Genomic DNA, 17,732 nt, shown 5'->3' on the forward strand with positions numbered 1-17,732 from the left:
CGCAACGCAACCGGCTATTCCAGCAGCTGTCCGGGCTGCGTGGCACCGAATTTGCGATGATTGGCCTCCCCGTCACCTGCACGAAGCCTTCGCCGCCCCATGGATGGTAGAGCTTGGCGCGCAGATCCTTCTCACCACCGCATTCGCGGATCGGCGGCATGGTCTGGGCCGTCCCGTGACGACGGCCGCCAGCATGTGGGCAAGGGGGCGAAGGTCCTTGGGCAGCGCCGCTCCCACTCGGCGAGGATCTCGATCCCGTCGACCTGTGCCGACGTGAGCCGCCCGCCAAACGGCGACCGGCGCACGCAGCTGAAGAACGTCCTGCGATCGATCAGTGTCCCCAGTGTCGTGAGCTGGAGGCATGATGACGCGCAATGACCAGCGTTAATGCCGCGGAATCCGCTAGGCAGATCGGCGGCGAGTCGTCCCTTGCAGAACGGAAACTGAGGGAAACGCGAGCTTTTCTCCTGACCTGACAGCATCACGGAGCCGGTTGATCAGCGGATTGATCACCGCATTCATGATGATCGTCATGTCAATCGACACGATCAGGACAACAATCGCGAAAGTATAGCTCCGCTCTCTCGGCATCCATAGCTGCGCGACCATCGCCGCCGTGAAGTGGATCAGGTATATGGGATAACTGAGATCGCCGATCAGATCGTCGATTTTCTGGATGACGGTCCCCTGATATGCTTTCGCGATCTCGTACATGGAAACAGCGAACACCGCTGTTGCGGCCAGAACCGTTGCGCGCCCGGCGGCGTAGCCGCGGCCGCTGCTCACGTAGACCATAGTGGCGGCGATCACCAAGGCCGATACGCCGCAAAGACCGGCGCCCACCGACGGTCTATGAGCCCTCTAGCGTGGTATGCCAGCGCGCCAAGCGCAAAAGGCAATGATGCCGCGGACGGCAGGAAGTAGTTAAGGTCCGCATTCTTGGGCGCATAGTCCGCCGCAAGGACACTGTATACCAAGCTGACCAGGAACCAGAGCAGGGTGCGTCCAGGGGTCTTCGACAGACCGAGGCCGATGAGGACATAGAACACGATCTCGTTGGTGACGGCCCACGCGGTCGGCAAAAGCTGAGGGGATGTCTGCCAGTAATTGACGTAAAGCAGAGCGGCGGCCCATCCGCCGACGCTGTCGGGCAGACCGATAAACGGGCGGGAGCCAGCCACGCCTGCCAGCAAAAGCACGGCGGTTATCGCCATCGCCAGCCAGTAGTGCGGATAGAGGCGCAGGAAGCGGTTCAGCGCAAACGCCTCCGGCCGCCCCCGGTACGCTGTGTCCATGAGCATCGTCATCAGGAAACCGCTGAGGGTGAAGAAAGCGAAGACGGCCATGGAGCCAACGAGCCGAGCCGGGCTGAAATGTTGCAGGACAACGAGCGCCGCAAGAATCGTTCTGAAAGTGCCGAACATGAGCAATATCCGCTGATCAAACGCGCGGAATACAACCCTGACTGGCACGCCGCGGTCAAGCATTGGCCGAGGCCGCAAACTGAGAAACGCGGCAAGACAATTCCGACAAGAGCCCGTCCGCGCCGCGTCGATCGGCTCCCGGTCAGCCGGGTGGACGGCACGCCTGTGCCCAAGAACGGGCTATCCCGCCGCTAGAAAAGTTGGCAGCTGCCCTCGCACGATGGCAGCGAGGCCATGCCGATGGGGCCGGCGACCTGCGCCGGGACAATCGATCGCCGGTTGAAGGGGGAAGCCGGCCGACAGAGAACGAAAGGCGCATGCACGGCGGCGCGACCACCTTTCGGAATCTCAAGGCGCCCGCCTTTTCGGCCGTTGATCTTCTTTCCGGCGCCGGAACCGGAAACACAGCAAATTCAACCGCTTGGCGGTGGTGAGCGCGCTGGGGCTCGAACCCAGGACCTACTGATTAAAAGTCAGTTGCTCTACCGGCTGAGCTACGCGCTCGCTGTGGTCCGCCTCAGATACGGGTATCGTCCCGGGCGGTCAACCACCTTGGCCCTACGCTTCAGAGCTTTCCAGCTCAAGTCCGCCGCTGCGCAGGAAGCCTTCCAGCCAGTGGATGTCATACAGACCGTTCTGGATGTCCGGGTTGCGGACGAGGGTGCGGAACAGCGGCAGCGTCGTGTCGATGCCGTCGACGACGAACTCATCGAGGGCGCGGCGCAGGCGCATGAGGCACTCGTTGCGCGAACGGCCGTGCACGATGAGCTTGCCGACGAGCGAGTCGTAGTGCGGCGGAATGCGGTAGCCCTGATAGACGGCCGAATCGACGCGCACGCCGAGACCGCCAGGCGGGTGATAGTAGGTGATCGCGCCCGGCGAGGGGCGGAAGGTCACCGGATGCTCCGCATTGATGCGGCACTCGATGGCGTGTCCGCTGAACTGCACGTCTTCCTGGCGGATCGACAGGGGATGGCCGGCGGCGATGCGGATCTGCTCGATCACCAGGTCGATGCCGGTGATCATCTCCGTCACCGGATGTTCCACCTGGATCCGAGTGTTCATCTCGATGAAGTAGAACTCACCGTTCTCATAGAGGAACTCGACCGTACCCGCCCCGAGGTAGCCGAGCTTCTTCATCGCATCGGCCACGATAGCGCCAATGCGGTCGCGCTCGGCGCGGTTGAGGGCGGGCGAGGGGCCTTCCTCCCACACCTTCTGGTGGCGGCGCTGCAGCGAGCAGTCGCGCTCGCCAAGGTGGATGGCGTTGCCCTTGCCGTCGCCAAGCACCTGCAGCTCGATGTGCCGCGGCTTCTCGAGATACTTCTCGATATAGACGGCGTCGTCGCCGAAGGCGGCCTTGGCCTCCGTGCGGGCCGTCTGCAGGGCATACGGCAGCTCGTCGGCGGTGCGCGCCACCTTCATGCCGCGCCCGCCGCCACCGGCCGCCGCCTTGATGAGAACGGGAAAGCCGATCTCGGCCGCGACGCGCCGGGCCTCCTCGTCATCGCTGATGCCGCCCTCGGAGCCCGGCACGCAGGGAATGCCAAGGCGCTTGGCCGTGCGTTTGGCCTCGATCTTGTCGCCCATCAGGCGGATGTGCTCCGCCTTGGGGCCGATGAAGGTGATGTTGTGGTCGGCCAGCATCTCGGCGAAGCGGGCATTCTCGGAGAGAAAGCCGTAGCCGGGATGCACAGCGTCGGCGCCGGTGATCTCGCAGGCCGAGATGATCGCCGGCATGTTGAGATAGCTGTCGCGTGCGGTCGGCGGGCCGATGCACACGCTCTCGTCGGCGAGCCGCACGTGCATGGCATCGGCATCGGCCGTCGAGTGGACGGCGACGGTGGCGATGCCCAGCTCCTTGCAGGCACGCAGGATGCGCAGGGCGATCTCGCCGCGATTGGCAATGAGAATCTTGTCGAACATGCCGACAGCCTTACTCGATGACGAGGAGCGGCTCGCCATACTCCACCGGCTGCCCGTCCTCCACCAGGATCGCCGTGACCGTGCCGGCGCGCGGCGCCAGGATGTCGTTGAAGGTCTTCATGGCCTCGACGAGAAGCAGCTTGTCGCCGACCTCGACGCGCGAGCCCACTTCGACGAAGGGCTTGGCATCCGGCGCAGGGCGGCGATAGGCGGTGCCGACCATCGGCGAGGTGACGGCACCGGGATGATCAGCGCCGGGCTTGGCGGCGGGGGCTGGAGCCGGGGCAGGGGCAGCCGCCGGCGCCGGCGCGGCGGCAGGAGTCGCGGCAACAGGGGCGGCTGCGACGGGAACGGACACGTTGGCGGTCAGATGGCGAGCGACGCGAATGCGCAGATCGCCCTTTTCCACCTCGATCTCGGAGAGATCGGTGTCGGCGATCAGCTGCGCGAGCTCGCGCACGAGGCTCGGGTCGATCGGGTTCTGTTTTGCGGTGGCCATTGTGGGAATGTCCGTTCGGTCAGTTTTCATCGGCGCCCTGGCGCTGCCGCAGGATGCGCACGATGGCATCGAGGGCGAGCTCGTAGCTCACCGCACCGAAGCCGCAGATGACGCCGGCGCAGACGGGCGCGATGGTGGAGTGGTGTCGAAAGGCTTCGCGTGCATGCACGTTCGACAGGTGAACCTCGATCGCCACCGCGTCGACGGCCTTGATGGCATCGCGCAGGGCAATGGAGGTGTGAGTGTAGGCTGCGGCATTCAGAATGATGCCAGCGCCGGCGAGGCCCGCCTCGTGGATGAAGCCGACGAGCTCGCCCTCGACATTCGACTGCCGGCAGACAACCTCGGCACCGAGGCGCGCGCCGAACTCGACGAGGCGCTGCTCGATCGCGGCCAGCGTCATGGAGCCGTAGGTCTGTGGCTCGCGGACGCCGAGGAGATTGAGATTGGGACCGTTGATGACGTGAACGGCGACCATTGGGATCTCTAATGCCGTGGCAGACGGCGCGGCCGGGAACGGCACGCGAACCCGGCCCTCTTAGCGCGAAGCGCGTAGGAAAGAAAGACTTTGCGCGCGAAAGCTGTCCGGCAGCTTGCGTGCCGTCGCAACGCGCCGCTCAGCACTGGCTCTTGCCGCACGTCCGCATGGAGGCGATGCGCTGCTTGATCGGCTCCGCGCCGACGGCGCCGGGGATGATCGCGTCGCCGATGACGAAGGCGGGCGTACCCGTCAGCGAGAGCTTGTCGCCGAGTTCCAGCGTCTCGGACAGCGCCTCGCGGATCTTCGGCGATTCCAGGTCCTTCTGCAGGCGGGCGAGGTCGACGCCCATCTCCTTGGCGACGGCCATGGCGCGATCCTTGCCGACACGGCCGCGCGAGTTCATGAGGCGGGTGTGGAACTCGAAGTACTTTTCGCCTTCGAGCTGCTCCCTGACGGCAAGCGCGACGACCGAGGCCTCGACCGAATCGGGGCCAAGGATCGGCATGTCGCGCAGCACGACGCGCAATTTCGGGTCCGCCTTCGTCAGCGCCACAACATCGCTGACCGCGCGCTTGCAGAAGCCGCAATTGTAGTCGAAGAACTCGACGAGTGTGACGTCGCCCTCGGGGTTGCCGACGACGATGCCATGCGGCGATCTGGTCAGTGCCTCGGAATGCGCAGCCAGCGCCTGCTTCTGGGCATCCTCCTGCGCCTGCTGCTGCCGCCGCTCCAGCTCGACCAGCGCCTCCTGCAGGACCTCGGGGTTCTGGATGAGGTATTCGCGGATGATCTTTTCGATACTCGCCCGGTCCTGCGGGGAGACGGTGTCCGACTGCGCCGAGGCGCCTGGGGCCATGAGGCTGGCCGCGAGCCCGTAGGCGACGAGAACGGGGGCGAACGAGCGAAGAGCGATCATGTCTGGTTCCTGAAAACGGATTGGCGCAGCTTTCCGAGACAGGGAGCACGGCCAGGCGCCAAGATCAAATCACCAGCGCGTCAGTGGCCCAACACCGCGACATTTCTGGGGCATGGCGGCCGCGGGGCGAATGGCCGCAGGCGCAGCACCTCGGCGAGCGGCCGCGATTCGTCACGTGGCGTTGCCATCGGTCCGGTGTGGAGCTAAGCCCCTGGGGCCGAAATATCGGCCAGATCACGATCGAGACTGTCGATGCCCCTTCCTCACTTGCCCGCACGGCTTGCCCGCGTCTCCTCCTTCCTCGCCATGGACGTGCTCTCCGCCGCCAAGGCGAAGGAGCGTGCAGGGGGCGACGTGGTGCACATGGAGGTCGGCCAGCCATCCGCACCGGTGCCGCGCCGCGTGCGGGAGGCCGCGCGCGCGGCGCTGGAGGCCGGGCAGATCGGTTACACGGAGGCGCTCGGCCTGCCGTCCCTGCGGGAGCGGATCGCGCGGCACTACCGCGACGCGTACGGCGTCGATGTCGCGCCGGAGCGCATCGTGGCCACGACAGGCTCCTCGGCAGGCTTCGTGCTCGCCTTCCTCGCCCTGTTCGAGCCTGGCGCGCGCGTTGCCATCACGGCGCCCGGCTATCCGGCCTATCGCAACATCTTCGCGGCGCTCGACATCGAGCCCGTGGACATCGCCGTCGATGCCGCAAGCGGCTGGGTGATGACGGCCGAGGCGGTGGAGCGGGCACACCGGGAGGCGCCGCTCGCCGGCGTGCTGGTAATGAGCCCGGCCAATCCCTCCGGCACCATGATGGGCCGGCAGGCGCTGGCGCAGCTTGCGGAGACCTGCCGGCGCCTCGGCGTCTGGTTCATCTCCGACGAGATCTACCACGGCCTGACCTATGACGCGCCGGCCGAGACGGCGCTCGCCGTCCACGACGACGCCGTCATCGTCAACTCGTTCTCCAAGTACTATTGCATGACGGGCTGGCGCATCGGATGGCTCGTGGTACCCGAGCGGCTCGTGCGCCCCATCGAGACTCTGGCGCAGAACCTCTACATCTCGCCGCCCTACCTCAGCCAGGTGGCGGCGGAAGCGGCCTTCGACGCCGTCGAGGAGCTGGAGGAGATCAAGGCCGGCTATGCGGCCAACCGCGCTTTCCTGCTCGAGGAGATGACGGCCATCGGCCTCGGCGAGGGGCCGCCTGTCGACGGAGCCTTCTACATCTACCGGGACGTCGGCCGTTTCACGAACGATTCGCTCGCCTTCTGCCGCCGCATGCTGGAGGAGACGGGCGTCGCGGCGACGCCCGGGCTCGATTTCGACCCCGACAGGGGCGCGCGGTTCGTCCGCTTCTCCTTCGCCGGTTCGATGGAGGATTGCCGGCAGACGGTGGCGAGGCTGCGCGCCTGGCTTCGTTGACGGGCCACCGCCGCCGGCCTCTGCCTCAGCTCATCAGCGACAGGGCGCAGCGGTGCCGGGCCTTGAGGTGCTGCTGCACTGCACGACGCACGCGCTTGACGTCCTCGGCCTCGAAAGCCTCGACGATGGCAAGGAGGTCGGCAAGGGATTTCTCCTTCCGGCTGCTCCAGCGCAGTTCGCCGAAAAGGCGCGTCGTCAGGCGAAGCGAGCGAATCGTCTGCCTCAGCGCGGCATTGCCGCAGTGGTCGGTGTAGAGTGCCTGCACGGCCTCTTCGATCTGCATCATCGTTTCGGGCGGGATCTTGTGCTCCGCTTTCGCGTTTTCGATCTCCGCGCGGAGGGAACGCAGCGCCCCCGGATGCACGCGCCCGACGGCGAGGGCGGCGGCCTCCGGTTCCAGGAACTCGAGCACCTTCAGGCTCTGCAGATATTCGATGAGGTCGACCTGTCGGACGACGAAGGAACGGTTGGAGGTCTTGGCGACGAGGCCCTCGCCCTCGAGGCGCTGGAGCGCCTCCCTGAGCGGTGTGCGCGAAATGCCCAACATGTCCGCGATGCGGGCCTCGACGATGATCTCACCCCCCTTGAGCTGGCGCTGGTAGATCATCTGCGAAATGGCGCGATGTGCCAGGCTCGAAAGGCTGGAATCGGCCTCAGCGATCGGACTTAACTCATTGGCCTGCATAGATTCACCATTCAGCTGTCAAGGCTCAATGGCGGTTCAGATACCATCCGGTATCAGGGCCGGCGCGTCAGTCTCTGCCGGATTGCGGCCAAAAATGCCTCAAAGCATGCATGATGGTGTCGGTCTCGTATATCAGATTTCCTTGCCGGTCATGACCATGTGGGCGAGGCTGTCGGCGTCGAGCCCGGCCACAGGCCGGTCGATGACCTTGCGACCGCTCTTGAGGATGGCGACACGCGTCGCCACGGCGGTGACATCGGCCATGTTGTGGCTGATGAGCACGACGGTGCGACCTTCGGCGTGCAGCTTGCGGATGAGGTCCAGCACCAGCGCCGTCTCCTTGACGCCGAGGGCGGCCGTCGGCTCGTCCATGATGACGACCTGGGCATTCCAGTGCAGCGCACGCGAGATGGCGACCGCCTGGCGCTGGCCGCCGGACAGGCGCTCGACCGGCCGGTGCATGTCCTCGACGGCGACGGACAGGCGGCTGAGATAGCCCCTGGCGCGTTCCTCCATCCGCCGCTTGTCAAGGACGTGAAGGAAGGGCAGCAGCGGGCGCGTCAGCTCCGCGCCCATGAAGACGTTCTGGACGATCGACAGGCGGGGGGCGAGGGCCAGATCCTGGTAGATGGTGGCGATGCCCTTGGCCAGCGCATCCTGCGGCGAGCGGAAGCTCACCGGCTCCCCGTCGAGCAGGATGGTGCCGGCGGACGGCTCCTGCGCGCCGGAGATGATGCGCACGAGCGATGACTTGCCGGCGCCGTTGTCGCCGCAGAGGGCGAGCACTTCGCCCCGCTCGATGTCGAGGTCGATGCCCTTGAGCGCAGCGACCGCGCCGTAGGACTTCTCGATGCCGCGCAGGGAAAGGACGGGCGCCATGGTTCTCGTCGTTGATGTTGGGCGCGGCCGGGATCGCCGGCCGCGCACGCCGGCATGCCGGCTTACTTGAGGAATTCCTTGACGTTCGACGCGTCGACGAGCGTCGCGTCGGTGAAGAGGTAGGGGCCCGCCGTGACGGTCTCCTTCGGCTGCTTCTTGACGACGATGGTGTCGATGGCCTCGACGGCGGCGCGGCCCATGCCCTCGAAGGGGATGGCAACTGTCGCCATCAGCATGCTCTGCGGGTCGGCGATGCGGCGGTAGGTCTCCGGCCCGCCGTCGATGGAGACGAGCACGATCTCGCCCTTCTTGAGGCCCTGCGCCTGCAGCAGGTCGTCGATGATGTAGGCCTGGCCGTCGAAGGAGGCCCAGATGCCGTTGATCTGGCCCTGGTGCTTCAGCAGCAGCGCCTGCATGCCGTTGCGCACGTCGTCGCGCCAGCTCTGGGTGCGGGCCATGCTGTGCTTGCCGATCTCCTGCACCGCGGTGTTCTCGGACAGGACGACATCGAGCACCTTGCCGCGGATGCGCGTGCCGACGTTGCCCTCGAAGCGCTGGGTGATGATGTTGCCGCGGTAGCCGAGCTGGCCGAGCAGGTAGAGCGCCGCGTCGGCGCCGACCTTGTACTCGTTCACCTGCACGTCCATCAGCGTGTGCGGGCTCGTGCCGGCCATCACGGTGATGACGGGGATGCCCGCCTTTTTCGCCGCCTCGAGCTGTGCATCGGCTTCCACCGGCTTGCCCATGGCGATCACGATGGCGTCGACCTTGCGCGCGATCAGCGCGTCGATCTGCTCGGCATGCTTCGGTAGCGCGCCCTCGGAATTGAGCAGCGTGACGTTCCAGCCCTTCTGCTTGGCAGCCTCGGCCGCCGCGTTGGCGACGCGCGCATGCGTCTCCGACGACATCTGGAAGGCCACGATGCCGAGCTCGAAGGCCATGGCGGCATTGGCTGACAGTGCCAGCAGTGCGCCTGCGGCTGCGGCGATGAGCGATTTCTTCTTCATTTTCCCTCTCCCGGCCCCGGTCGATCCTCGATCAGTAAAACTGGCGCCTTGGTCCCTACAGCTTAAACGCTGCTTTTTTCAGCGCCGTGGCAGACAGTGCAACCGAAATGATGATGATGAGCCCGAGCACGATGTCCTGCACGTAGTAGGCGGCGCCCATGAGGACGAGGCCGTTGCCCAGCACCTTGAGTGTCAGTGCGGCCACCAGCGTGCCCGGCACGTTGGCCCGGCCCGGCTCGAACATGGTCATGCCGAGGAGAACCGCGGCGATCGCATAGAGGAAATAGTCGCCCGCCATGTTCGGCGCGGCAGAGGACAGGCTGGCCGTGAGCAGCACGGCCGTGACGCCGGCGAGAAGCCCGGAAAGGGTGAGGCCGAGGCGTTTCATGCGCCCCGTGGCGATGCCGGCGAGCCGCGCTGCCTCGTCGGCCTCGCCGGTGGCCGTCATGTGCACGCCCGTGCGCGTGCATTTGACGAGGAACAGTGCAGCACCCGCGACGATGGCGAGCCAGAGGACGAGGTTGGGGATGCCGAACAGGCTGCCGCGCGCGATGCCCGTGAACTGCGTCGGCCAGCGCCCGACGAAGGCCACGCCCTGCGTGATCATGAAGGCGAAGCCCTTGGCGATCGCCGCCGTGCCGAGCGTCGCGATGAGGGACGGCACCTTGAGCCGCGTGACCGCTATGCCGTTGAACAGCCCGGCGCCCAGCGCAACGACGAGCCCCGCCGCGACGGCCAGGAGCGGGGACTGTCCCGCCTGGATGAGCGCGCCCGTGACCACCGCGGCAAGGCTCGCCACCTCCGCCACTGACAGGTCGAGCTCCGACGTGATCAGCGCCAGCGTGAACCCGATGGCGAGGATCGCGAGGAAGCTCGTCTCCTTGAGCACGTTGAGGAGGTTGTTCGGAGCCGCGAAGTTCGGCGCGAAGACGACAAAGAACAGGGCCAGCGCGAGCCCGGCGACGGCGGTTCCGTAGGTTTCGAGGAAGGAACGCATCAGCGGTCGTTCGCGCGGATCGTGCCGACGGAGGGGCGACGGGGAAGAGACGCGGAGGCGGGAGACATTCTGCGGGCAGCGTTTCGGCGGGCAGTGCGGCTGACGGTGCTGGCATCGTTAACAGACTGGTGGTGCCCCGCAAGCGGAAAGGGCACGAATTGCACCCATCGCGTGCATGTTCTGTGGAGTGGCCGGCATCAGATCGGCGTCTCCAGATGAGCGAGATCGGCCGACAGCGGGGCGAGCTCGGCGACGGCGCGGCGAAACTGTCCGAAGAGCGCATCGTAGAACGGGCGCCGGTCAGCCCGCGGCAGATAGCGGCGGTCAGGCCGCGCCATGCGCGCCTGCGCGGCCTCGAGGCTGGCAAAGGTGCCTGCGGCGACTTGGGCGAGGGCGGCGGCACCGACAAGGCCGGGCTCGCCCGCCGTGCCGACGACCACCGGGCGGTCGCACACGTCCGCCTTCACCTGCGCCCACAGGCGATTGGCTGCCGCGCCGCCGCCAAAGCGGATCTCGCTGCAGGCGATGCCGGCTGCGGTTTCAGCGCGGGTCAGGACGTCACGGTTGAGCAGTGCGATGCCCTCGAGCAGCGCCCAAGCGAGGTCGCCCGCCCCGTGGCGGCGGTTGAGGCCCAGGAAGGCGCCGCGCATGGACGGGTTCCAGTACGGCGTCCGCTCGCCCTGCAGGAGGGGCAGAAAGAGCACCGGAGCCCTGTCCCGCGGCTGGGCCAGCAAGGTTTCGAAGGTGGCCGGCACATCGACGGGCTCGCCGCGCCAGCGCGTGAGCAGCTCGGCCAGCCACCGTGCCGTGTCGGCGCCGTTCTGGCCGGGGCCGCCGATCTGGTTGAGGCCGCCGCCCCAGTCGATCGTCAGGAGCCCATCGGCCGTCGCGTCTGCCGGGCTCATCAGGCCGAGCACCTCTGTGGTGCCGGAGATATTGTAGGCGAAGCCCGGCCGCATGGCGCCGAGGCCGACGACCGCAGCCCAGGTGTCGTGCGAGCCGCAGACGACGGGCCGGCCCGCGAGGCGGGCGAGCGCCCCGCCCAATGTCGCGCCGACGATGCCGACCGTCGCCCCCGGCGCCAGCAGGGGCGGCAGCACCGCCTCGCTGACGCCCGCCGCCGCGAAGAGGCTTCCCGCCTCCGCGCTTGCGGCGCAAGCCGCCAGGCGCCCGGCCGAGACGCTGTCGCTCGCCACGACGCCGGTCAGGCGCGCATTGATGAAGTCCTTGGGATCGACCACCCACGCCAGGCGGCCATAGGCGGCCGGCGCATGGCGCTTCAGCCACGCGAGCCGGGCGAGCGGGTGGAAGGCGTTGACATGCGCCGCCTCGGGATGGACGGGGTCGAGCCGCGCACGCAGCTCCTCCGCGATCTCGGCCGCGCGCGCATCCCGGAAGGTGATGGCGGGATGGACGGGCGTCCCGGCCGCATCGAGGAAGACCTGCGTGCGCGTGACGCCGCAGACGGCTACCGCCGCCGCCCCGGCGAAGGCGTCGGGCGCTGCGCGTGCCAGTTGCTCGGCGGCGTCGGTGAAGCGATCCCACCAGGTTTCGGGCGCGATGGAGCCGTCGTCGCCCTCGGCGGGCGAGGCAAGGGTCACGTCGTGAGGCACGTTACCCTCCTCATCGACGAGGCCGACGCGGAAATGCGAGCCGCCGATGTCGCAGGCGAGGACGAGCGTCATCGCCGCTCAGCTCTCGAGCGTCCTGTCGATGACCTCGACGAGCGTCTCCGGGGCCTGGGCGCCGGACACACCATAGCGCCCGTCGAAGATGAAGAACGGCACCCCGGAGATGCCAAGGCGCGTGGCTGTGCCGATCTCCTCGCGCACGGCCTCCTCGTCCTCGTCCGTCGCGAGCCGTGCGGCAACCTCGGCGGGGTCAAGGCCCGCGCTGGCCGCCGCCTCGGCGAGGACGGCGGGGGCACCGATGTCGCGGCCGTTGAGGAAATAGTCGGCGAACAGGCGCTCCACCACCGCGTCCTGCACGCCGAGCGGGTGCGCCCAGCGGATCAGCCGGTGCGCATCAAGCGTGTTGGGGGAGCGTTCGATGGCCTCGAAGCGGAAAGCGATGCCCGTGTCCGCGGCGGCAGCGCGGATGTGGTCGTGCAGGGCGGCGATACGCTGGTCATCGCCGAACTTGCGCCTCAGATACTCCTTCCGGTCGATGCCGCCGCGCGGGATGGTGGGATCGAGCTGGAAGGGGCGCCAGTTGACGGTGACCGCAACGTCGGGACGTTGCGCCAGCGCGGCGGCGAGCCGCCGCTTGCCGATGAAGCACCAGGGGCAGACCACGTCCGAGACGACATCGATGACGAGGCTGGCTGATGGCTCGGCCATGGCTTGTCCTTTCAGGCGGCCGGCGGCGCGGCTGCTTCCGAGATGGCGAGGATGCGGGCGTCGACGCTGTCGACCAGGAAGGGCAGACGCCGCCATCCGTCGGCGAGGATTGTGCCGTCCGGCCGCTCGAACCGGCCGACCGGGGCGATCTCGGCAGCGCCGCCGCGCACCTCGAGGTGGCCGCCGATGCCGCGGCGGGTGTCGAGCAGCGGCTGGCCGTTCATCACAGGTCCCGGCTGCGGGCCGAGCATGAGTGCGGGCTGGCCGTTGCCGCCGCGTGCCGCGCACAGCAGCGCGAACTCGCCGATGTCGAGCACGTCGACCACATGGGCCTCGCCCGGCTGGGCGGCCGCTTCCGCGCGGAACGGCACCTGGTGGACGAAGACGACACGGCGGCGCCGGTCGCGCAGCAGGCCGCTGGCGGCCAACGGCTGCTCCAGCCAGGCCGGGGCGACGAGCAGCGCCTGCGGGTCGCCGATCAGCCGGTCGGCGAGCGGACGGCTGTCGAACAACGCCTGCATGGTCAGCGGAGCACCGCTGATGAGGCCGGCGGCCAGGCCGCAGGCAAGGCCGGCAAGATCGTCCGGCGCCAGGAGCGAGATGATCTGCTGCCCCGCCCCCAGCTTGGCAGCCTGCACGAAGGGCAGGGCGCTGGCGACCAGCGAGGCCTCACTGCGCAGGAGGGGCGTGGCCCGGTCGGAGCCGCTGAAGGTGATCACGCCGGGAGATGACGCGGCGGGGGCGGGCATCGGATCGGGCGTCTCCGCCAGCACCTCGTCGAGCGCGACGACCCCGTCCGGCACCTTGTCGCCGAATGCGGCGATGAAGCGCAGGCCGAAATAGCGCGCCGCAATGTGCCGCGCCATGTCGGCGGGTCGCATGCCGGCGAGCCGGCCGATGGTGAGCAGGGCCTGCACGCCCGCCTTCTCGCAGGCCAGCGCGAGAGCCGGCGCGTCCCAGCCCAGCGGCAGCAGCGTTGGGCAGAAGCCTGCCCTTATCGTGGCGAGAATGGCGATGCAGGCTTCCGGCCCGGAGGGCATCAGAATGCCGACAGCGGCCTTGGGGTCGAGCCGCACGTTGCCCAGCACGGCCGCGAGGCGGGCGGACATCCTGTCCGCCGCCGCAAGGCTCATCTCCGCACCGAGCAGGGTCGTGACCGGCTCGGCGGAGGGCAGCGAGGCGAACGCCAACCGCTCCGGCGAGCGGCGGGCAGAACCGCTCAGCAGGCGAGTCAGGCTAAGGCGCGCCCAGATCTCGTCGTCGAGGGCGGCCACTTGCTCCTGCGCTTCACTGCGTGTTGCCGTCACTCAGCCTTGTTTCCCTTTTACGAATCGCGCGTTCCATCATGCGCATCTTGGCCGATGGTTACCAACGAAAGGTCACCGGCCAGTGTCGTGTCACGCTTTGCAAACGCAGCGGGCCCTTGACCCCGCTGGCGCCCGGCAACGGAACACGATAAAGGAGTGCGCGAGTCGTGTCATTCAATCGCCTCATTGGGCGCGGAATGCAGCGTCTCCTCGCGTGATGGTCGTTCGCCGGCCGCTGCGGAGGATTGTCCGCCACCGAGCCAGTCCAACGGGCGCCGCGCCCGTCGAACCGTGAAAGAGGAATTCTAATGGGCCTCATGACGAACAACGCGGCGAAGCGCACGCCGCTCGCGATGGTTGCGGTGGTCGCAGCCGCAGCGACTGGCCTCCTGCCGGGTCTTGCCCATGCACAGCAGCAGCAGCCGGCGCCGCAGCAGCCTCAGCAGCCGCAGGGGCCGACGATCGTGCAGGTCAAGCCAGAGCCGTCGCAGACCGAATGGACGAAGGTCTGCGGCCGGGACCAGGCGGCCAACAAGGAAGTCTGCTACACCACGCGCGATTTCGTGTCCGACCAGGGCCAGCCGGTCCTCGCGGTCGCGGTCTATGAGGTCAAGGGCGATCCGACGCGCATCGTGCGCTTCCTGATGCCGCTCGGCCTGCTCCTGCGTCCGGGTGTCCGCTTCACCGTAGACCAGAACCAGCCGACGCCGGGCCAGTACGCCATCTGCTTCCCGAACGGCTGCTTCGCCGAGGCGCAGGTGAAGGACGACTTCATCACCCAGCTCAAGAAGGGCAACACGCTCAACGTCAGCGTGCAGAACCAGATGGCGAACGAGGTGACCTTCGCCATCCCGCTCACGGGCTTCACCAAGGCCTACGACGGCCCGCCGATCGACCCGAAGGTGCTCGAGGAGCAGCAGCGTAAGCTGCAGGAAGAGCTGCAGAAGCGCTCCGAGGAGCTGCGCAAGCGCCTTGAGCAGCAGCAGGGCGCCTCCGGTGCCAACGGAGCCGCCGCCCCGGCCAATGGTCAAAAGCCGGCCCAGTAAGGGCAGCTGCCCCAGACATAAAGAAGGCGCCGGTCCTGCCGGCGCCTTTTCGTTTGGTTCCGTCGCTGCCGGGAGGAGCGCCCCCTAATGGTCGAAGCCGTGGCGCATCCGGTAGCGGCCCTCGGCCGTGCGTTCGAAGATCTCCTCCACCTGCGGGTGGCGGATCGGCTCCTGCGAGAAGTCCGGCTCCAGGTTCTGCTCCGAGACGTAGGCGATGTATTCCGTCTCGTCGTTCTCGGCGAGCAGGTGATAGAATGGCTGGTCCTTGGCCGGGCGCTGCCCCTCCGGAATGGCGAGCCACCATTCCTCGGTGTTGTCGAAGGAGGGGTCGACGTCGAAGACGACGCCCCGGAATGGATAGATCCGATGCCGCACGACCTGGCCGATGCCGAACTTTGCTGAACGTGTCTTCATGATGCCTTCTGTCTCGTCCCTCCAGCACATATAGAGGGGGGCGGGGGCCGTCAACGCGGCGCGGTATCGGCTGACCTTCTGCAGCAAGGCCGCGTCAAAGGTCGTAGAGTGCCCGGCGGTCGGGGTCCTTCGCTGCCACCGCCCGCGCGAGATCGACGATCACCTTGGCCTGCTTCCAGGTGGCGTCGTCCTGCATCTTGCCGTCGATCATCACGGCGCCCGTGCCGTCCGGCATCGCCTCCAGGATGCGCCTGGCGAAGGCGACCTCCTTTTCGTCCGGGCTGAACACGCGCTTGGCGATGGCGATCTGCGAGGGGTGCAGGGTCCATGCCCCGGCACAGCCGAGCAGGAAGGCGTTGCGGAACTGGCTCTCGCAGGCTTCCTCGTCGGCGAAGTCGCCGAAGGGTCCGTAGAACGCCTTGATGCCGTTAGCCTGGCAGGCGTCCACCATGCGCGCGATGGTGTAGTGCCAGGGATCCTGCTGGGCGCTGGCCCGCACGGTGCCCTCGGCACCGCGGTCCGCGAGCACCCGGTAGTCGGGATGGCCGCCGCCGACGCGGGTCGTCTTCATGCCGCGAGAGGCGGCGAGGTCCGCCGGGCCGAGGCTCATGCCGTGCAGGCGCGGGGAGGCGGCGGCGATGTCGTTGACGTTCTTGACGCCTTCCGCCGTCTCCAGAATGGCATGGATAAGGATGGGGCGGCCGATGCAATGACGCGCCTCGAGCTGGGCGAGCAGCTGGTCGAGGTAGTGGATGTCCCACGGGCCCTCCACCTTCGGCAGCATCACCACGTCGAGCTTGTGGCCGACGGCTGCAACGATGGACAGGACGTCATCGAGCATCCAGGGACTGTTGAGGGCGTTGATGCGCACCCACAGGCCCGTCGAGCCGAAATCGATGGACTGCACCATCTCGATGAAGCCGGCGCGCGCCGCTTCCTTGGCATCGGCGGGGATCGCGTCCTCGAGGTTGCCGAGCAACACGTCCACCTCACGCACGATCTCCGGCACCTTGGCGCGAACTTTCGCGATGTGGGGCGGGATGAAGTGGATCATCCGCTCGAGCCTCGTGGGCAGCTCCCGGTAGGGCTCGGGGGCGCCCAGCGCCAACGGGCGATAGAAGTTGCGCGGCAGTTTCATGTCGTCTCCACCCTTGGGTCGCCGGTTCCGGCGTTTGCTGCAGCGCAATAGACACGAGTTGCACCGCGTCGTCCATTGTCCGGACGGCGAATGGACGGCGCGGGGCGACCGCTCGCCCGCCGTCCTGCCGGGCAGGAAGGCGCGCAAGGAGGCGGTTGCATTGGGGGGCTTGCATGGGGGCCTTGCATGGGGCCCCTGCGCCTGCGGCGGTTGTGCTGGCGGCTCCGCGCGCTATCCCTTGCCGTTCAGGCGGCCCATGCCTGCCGCCGGGAGCTCTCGATGACGGACCTTGCCGCGCTTATCAATCTCGTTGCGCCGTTCTTCGGGCTCATCGCGCTCGGCTTCTTCTGCGGCAAGCGGGTCCCCATCCCCGAGGGCGGGCTCGCGTGGATGCAGTTCTTCCTCATCTACGTTGCGCTGCCGCCGCTCTTCTACCGGCTCATCATCAACACGCCGACCGGGGAGCTCGCCAACTGGCCCTTCATCGCGGCGACGACGCTATGCACTTTCAGCGCCTTCGCCATCTCGTTCTCGACCGGGATGGCGACGACGCACGGCGACGTCTCGCAGGCGACGCTGCGCGGCCTCGCCGGGGCCTACTCCAACATCGGCTACATGGGGCCACCGCTGGTGCTTGCCGCCCTCGGCAACGGGGCAAGCGCGCCGGTGGCGCTGATCTTCGTCTTCGACAACATCCTGCTCTTCACGCTGGTGCCATTCCTGATGACGATCGGCGGCGCCGACAGGCGCAGCTTTGCCGAGACGGCGCGCGCCGTCGTCTGGCGGGTGGCGACGCATCCGTTCAACATCGCCACTGCCGTCGGCGTCGCGGCGAGCTATTTCCGCATCACGCTGCCCGAATTTGCCGAGCGGATGGTGGCATGGCTCGCGGCGGCGGCTGCGCCCTGCGCGCTCTTCATCCTCGGGGTGACGGTGGCCCTGCGGCCGCTCGGGCGTCTGCCGCTCGAAGTGCCGTTCCACGTCTTCGTCAAGCTCGTGGTCCATCCGCTGCTGGTCTGGGTGGTGCTTTCGGCCATTGGCGATTTCGACCCCGTCTGGGTCTATGCCGCGGTGCTGATGGCGGCGCTGCCGCCCGCCCTCAACATCTTCGTGCTGTCGACGCAGTATCGCATCGGCATGGAGCGCGCCTCGGCGGCGATCCTCGTCGGCACCGTCGTCTCGATGGTGACGCTGACGGGCTTTCTCTGGCTCATCAAGACGGGCAGGATGCCTCACGACCTGTTTCCGTCGTGAGGAGGTT

General features: G+C 67.6%; 18 protein-coding genes and 1 tRNA gene. 3 read left to right on the forward strand and 16 right to left on the reverse strand.

Annotation, left to right across the window (positions count from 1 at the left end; translation table 11 throughout):
• Window positions 1-402 precede the first annotated feature (402 nt).
• The 7 genes from HNQ73_RS15150 to HNQ73_RS15180 all read right to left on the reverse strand — a co-directional run bounded on the left by HNQ73_RS15150 (window position 403) and on the right by HNQ73_RS15180 (window position 5,246).
• Window positions 403-813, reverse strand: a complete 411-nt coding sequence (locus HNQ73_RS15150; protein WP_183335728.1) for a hypothetical protein — start codon at window positions 811-813, stop codon at window positions 403-405.
• A complete protein-coding gene (locus HNQ73_RS15155; protein WP_183335730.1) occupies window positions 807-1,424 on the reverse strand; it encodes an acyltransferase family protein in 618 nt (205 codons plus the stop codon). Before HNQ73_RS15155 ends, HNQ73_RS15150 begins: the two co-directional genes overlap by 7 nt.
• 428 nt (window positions 1,425-1,852) lie before the next feature.
• Window positions 1,853-1,928 (reverse strand) — tRNA-Lys (locus HNQ73_RS15160).
• A 54-nt stretch (window positions 1,929-1,982) separates the two neighbouring features.
• The gene (gene accC / locus HNQ73_RS15165; protein WP_183335732.1) at window positions 1,983-3,350 is read right to left on the reverse strand and encodes an acetyl-CoA carboxylase biotin carboxylase subunit; all 1,368 of its coding nucleotides are present in this window, start codon (window positions 3,348-3,350) and stop codon (window positions 1,983-1,985) included.
• Between the two features lie 10 nt (window positions 3,351-3,360).
• Window positions 3,361-3,849 carry an acetyl-CoA carboxylase biotin carboxyl carrier protein gene (accB, locus tag HNQ73_RS15170; RefSeq protein WP_183335734.1) on the reverse strand — a complete coding sequence of 163 codons (489 nt, stop codon included), beginning with the start codon at window positions 3,847-3,849 and terminating at the stop codon, window positions 3,361-3,363.
• Window positions 3,850-3,868: 19 nt separating this feature from the next.
• The gene (gene aroQ, locus HNQ73_RS15175) at window positions 3,869-4,327 is read right to left on the reverse strand and encodes a type II 3-dehydroquinate dehydratase (protein WP_183335737.1); all 459 of its coding nucleotides are present in this window, start codon (window positions 4,325-4,327) and stop codon (window positions 3,869-3,871) included.
• 139 nt (window positions 4,328-4,466) lie between these two features.
• A complete protein-coding gene (locus tag HNQ73_RS15180; protein ID WP_183335738.1) occupies window positions 4,467-5,246 on the reverse strand; it encodes a DsbA family protein in 780 nt (259 codons plus the stop codon).
• 252 nt (window positions 5,247-5,498) lie between these two features.
• Here HNQ73_RS15180 and HNQ73_RS15185 point away from each other — a divergent pair, with 252 nt between their 5' ends.
• Window positions 5,499-6,659, forward strand: a complete 1,161-nt coding sequence (locus HNQ73_RS15185) for a pyridoxal phosphate-dependent aminotransferase (protein WP_183335740.1) — start codon at window positions 5,499-5,501, stop codon at window positions 6,657-6,659.
• 25 nt (window positions 6,660-6,684) lie between these two features.
• Here the strand turns inward: HNQ73_RS15185 and HNQ73_RS15190 are convergent, their stop codons facing one another.
• The 7 genes from HNQ73_RS15190 to HNQ73_RS15220 form a co-directional block, all read right to left on the reverse strand.
• Entirely contained in the window at window positions 6,685-7,344 is a 660-nt protein-coding gene (locus HNQ73_RS15190) for a GntR family transcriptional regulator (RefSeq protein WP_276513682.1), read from the reverse strand.
• A gap of 132 nt (window positions 7,345-7,476) precedes the next feature.
• Window positions 7,477-8,223, reverse strand: coding sequence for an ATP-binding cassette domain-containing protein (locus tag HNQ73_RS15195; RefSeq protein ID WP_183335742.1), 747 nt, complete (start codon window positions 8,221-8,223; stop codon window positions 7,477-7,479).
• Window positions 8,224-8,285: 62 nt separating this feature from the next.
• Window positions 8,286-9,230, reverse strand: a complete 945-nt coding sequence (locus HNQ73_RS15200; RefSeq protein ID WP_183335744.1) for a sugar ABC transporter substrate-binding protein — start codon at window positions 9,228-9,230, stop codon at window positions 8,286-8,288.
• Window positions 9,231-9,285: 55 nt separating this feature from the next.
• The gene (locus tag HNQ73_RS15205; protein ID WP_183335746.1) at window positions 9,286-10,227 is read right to left on the reverse strand and encodes an ABC transporter permease; all 942 of its coding nucleotides are present in this window, start codon (window positions 10,225-10,227) and stop codon (window positions 9,286-9,288) included.
• Between the two features lie 197 nt (window positions 10,228-10,424).
• A complete protein-coding gene (locus HNQ73_RS15210) occupies window positions 10,425-11,912 on the reverse strand; it encodes a xylulokinase (RefSeq protein ID WP_183335747.1) in 1,488 nt (495 codons plus the stop codon).
• Window positions 11,913-11,918: 6 nt separating this feature from the next.
• A complete protein-coding gene (locus HNQ73_RS15215; protein WP_183335749.1) occupies window positions 11,919-12,566 on the reverse strand; it encodes a DsbA family oxidoreductase in 648 nt (215 codons plus the stop codon).
• An 11-nt stretch (window positions 12,567-12,577) separates the two neighbouring features.
• Window positions 12,578-13,873, reverse strand: coding sequence for an AMP-binding protein (locus tag HNQ73_RS15220; protein WP_183335752.1), 1,296 nt, complete (start codon window positions 13,871-13,873; stop codon window positions 12,578-12,580).
• Window positions 13,874-14,181: 308 nt separating this feature from the next.
• On the opposite strand from HNQ73_RS15220, the gene HNQ73_RS15225 reads away from it, so the two are divergent.
• Window positions 14,182-14,919: an invasion associated locus B family protein gene (locus tag HNQ73_RS15225; RefSeq protein ID WP_183335754.1), complete on the forward strand. Its 738-nt coding sequence runs from the start codon at window positions 14,182-14,184 to the stop codon at window positions 14,917-14,919.
• An 84-nt stretch (window positions 14,920-15,003) separates the two neighbouring features.
• Here the strand turns inward: HNQ73_RS15225 and hspQ are convergent, their stop codons facing one another.
• Window positions 15,004-15,333, reverse strand: a complete 330-nt coding sequence (gene hspQ / locus HNQ73_RS15230; RefSeq protein ID WP_183335762.1) for a heat shock protein HspQ — start codon at window positions 15,331-15,333, stop codon at window positions 15,004-15,006.
• 94 nt (window positions 15,334-15,427) lie between these two features.
• Window positions 15,428-16,471 (reverse strand): HpcH/HpaI aldolase/citrate lyase family protein, encoded by a 1,044-nt coding sequence (locus tag HNQ73_RS15235; RefSeq protein WP_183335764.1) that lies wholly within the window; start codon window positions 16,469-16,471, stop codon window positions 15,428-15,430.
• A gap of 279 nt (window positions 16,472-16,750) precedes the next feature.
• Between HNQ73_RS15235 and HNQ73_RS15240 the strand changes: the two genes are divergently transcribed.
• Entirely contained in the window at window positions 16,751-17,725 is a 975-nt protein-coding gene (locus HNQ73_RS15240) for an AEC family transporter (RefSeq protein ID WP_183335766.1), read from the forward strand.
• Window positions 17,726-17,732: the final 7 nt, after the last annotated feature.

Source organism: Chelatococcus composti, from assembly GCF_014201415.1.
Classification (GTDB): Bacteria; Pseudomonadota; Alphaproteobacteria; order Rhizobiales; family Beijerinckiaceae; genus Chelatococcus_A; species Chelatococcus_A composti.

What these genes read in the sequence shown, in the direction of transcription:
- HNQ73_RS15155 (WP_183335730.1), bottom strand. Translation starts at nt 1,424, where the DNA reads ATGTTCGGCACTTTCAGAACGATTCTTGCGGCGCTCGTTGTCCTGCAA.
- accC (WP_183335732.1), bottom strand. Translation starts at nt 3,350, where the DNA reads ATGTTCGACAAGATTCTCATTGCCAATCGCGGCGAGATCGCCCTGCGC.
- accB (WP_183335734.1), bottom strand. Translation starts at nt 3,849, where the DNA reads ATGGCCACCGCAAAACAGAACCCGATCGACCCGAGCCTCGTGCGCGAG.
- aroQ (WP_183335737.1), bottom strand. Translation starts at nt 4,327, where the DNA reads ATGGTCGCCGTTCACGTCATCAACGGTCCCAATCTCAATCTCCTCGGC.
- HNQ73_RS15180 (WP_183335738.1), bottom strand. Translation starts at nt 5,246, where the DNA reads ATGATCGCTCTTCGCTCGTTCGCCCCCGTTCTCGTCGCCTACGGGCTC.
- HNQ73_RS15185 (WP_183335740.1), top strand. Translation starts at nt 5,499, where the DNA reads ATGCCCCTTCCTCACTTGCCCGCACGGCTTGCCCGCGTCTCCTCCTTC.
- HNQ73_RS15190 (WP_276513682.1), bottom strand. Translation starts at nt 7,344, where the DNA reads ATGCAGGCCAATGAGTTAAGTCCGATCGCTGAGGCCGATTCCAGCCTT.
- HNQ73_RS15195 (WP_183335742.1), bottom strand. Translation starts at nt 8,223, where the DNA reads ATGGCGCCCGTCCTTTCCCTGCGCGGCATCGAGAAGTCCTACGGCGCG.
- HNQ73_RS15200 (WP_183335744.1), bottom strand. Translation starts at nt 9,230, where the DNA reads ATGAAGAAGAAATCGCTCATCGCCGCAGCCGCAGGCGCACTGCTGGCA.
- HNQ73_RS15205 (WP_183335746.1), bottom strand. Translation starts at nt 10,227, where the DNA reads ATGCGTTCCTTCCTCGAAACCTACGGAACCGCCGTCGCCGGGCTCGCG.
- HNQ73_RS15210 (WP_183335747.1), bottom strand. Translation starts at nt 11,912, where the DNA reads ATGACGCTCGTCCTCGCCTGCGACATCGGCGGCTCGCATTTCCGCGTC.
- HNQ73_RS15215 (WP_183335749.1), bottom strand. Translation starts at nt 12,566, where the DNA reads ATGGCCGAGCCATCAGCCAGCCTCGTCATCGATGTCGTCTCGGACGTG.
- HNQ73_RS15225 (WP_183335754.1), top strand. Translation starts at nt 14,182, where the DNA reads ATGGGCCTCATGACGAACAACGCGGCGAAGCGCACGCCGCTCGCGATG.
- hspQ (WP_183335762.1), bottom strand. Translation starts at nt 15,333, where the DNA reads ATGAAGACACGTTCAGCAAAGTTCGGCATCGGCCAGGTCGTGCGGCAT.
- HNQ73_RS15235 (WP_183335764.1), bottom strand. Translation starts at nt 16,471, where the DNA reads ATGAAACTGCCGCGCAACTTCTATCGCCCGTTGGCGCTGGGCGCCCCC.
- HNQ73_RS15240 (WP_183335766.1), top strand. Translation starts at nt 16,751, where the DNA reads ATGACGGACCTTGCCGCGCTTATCAATCTCGTTGCGCCGTTCTTCGGG.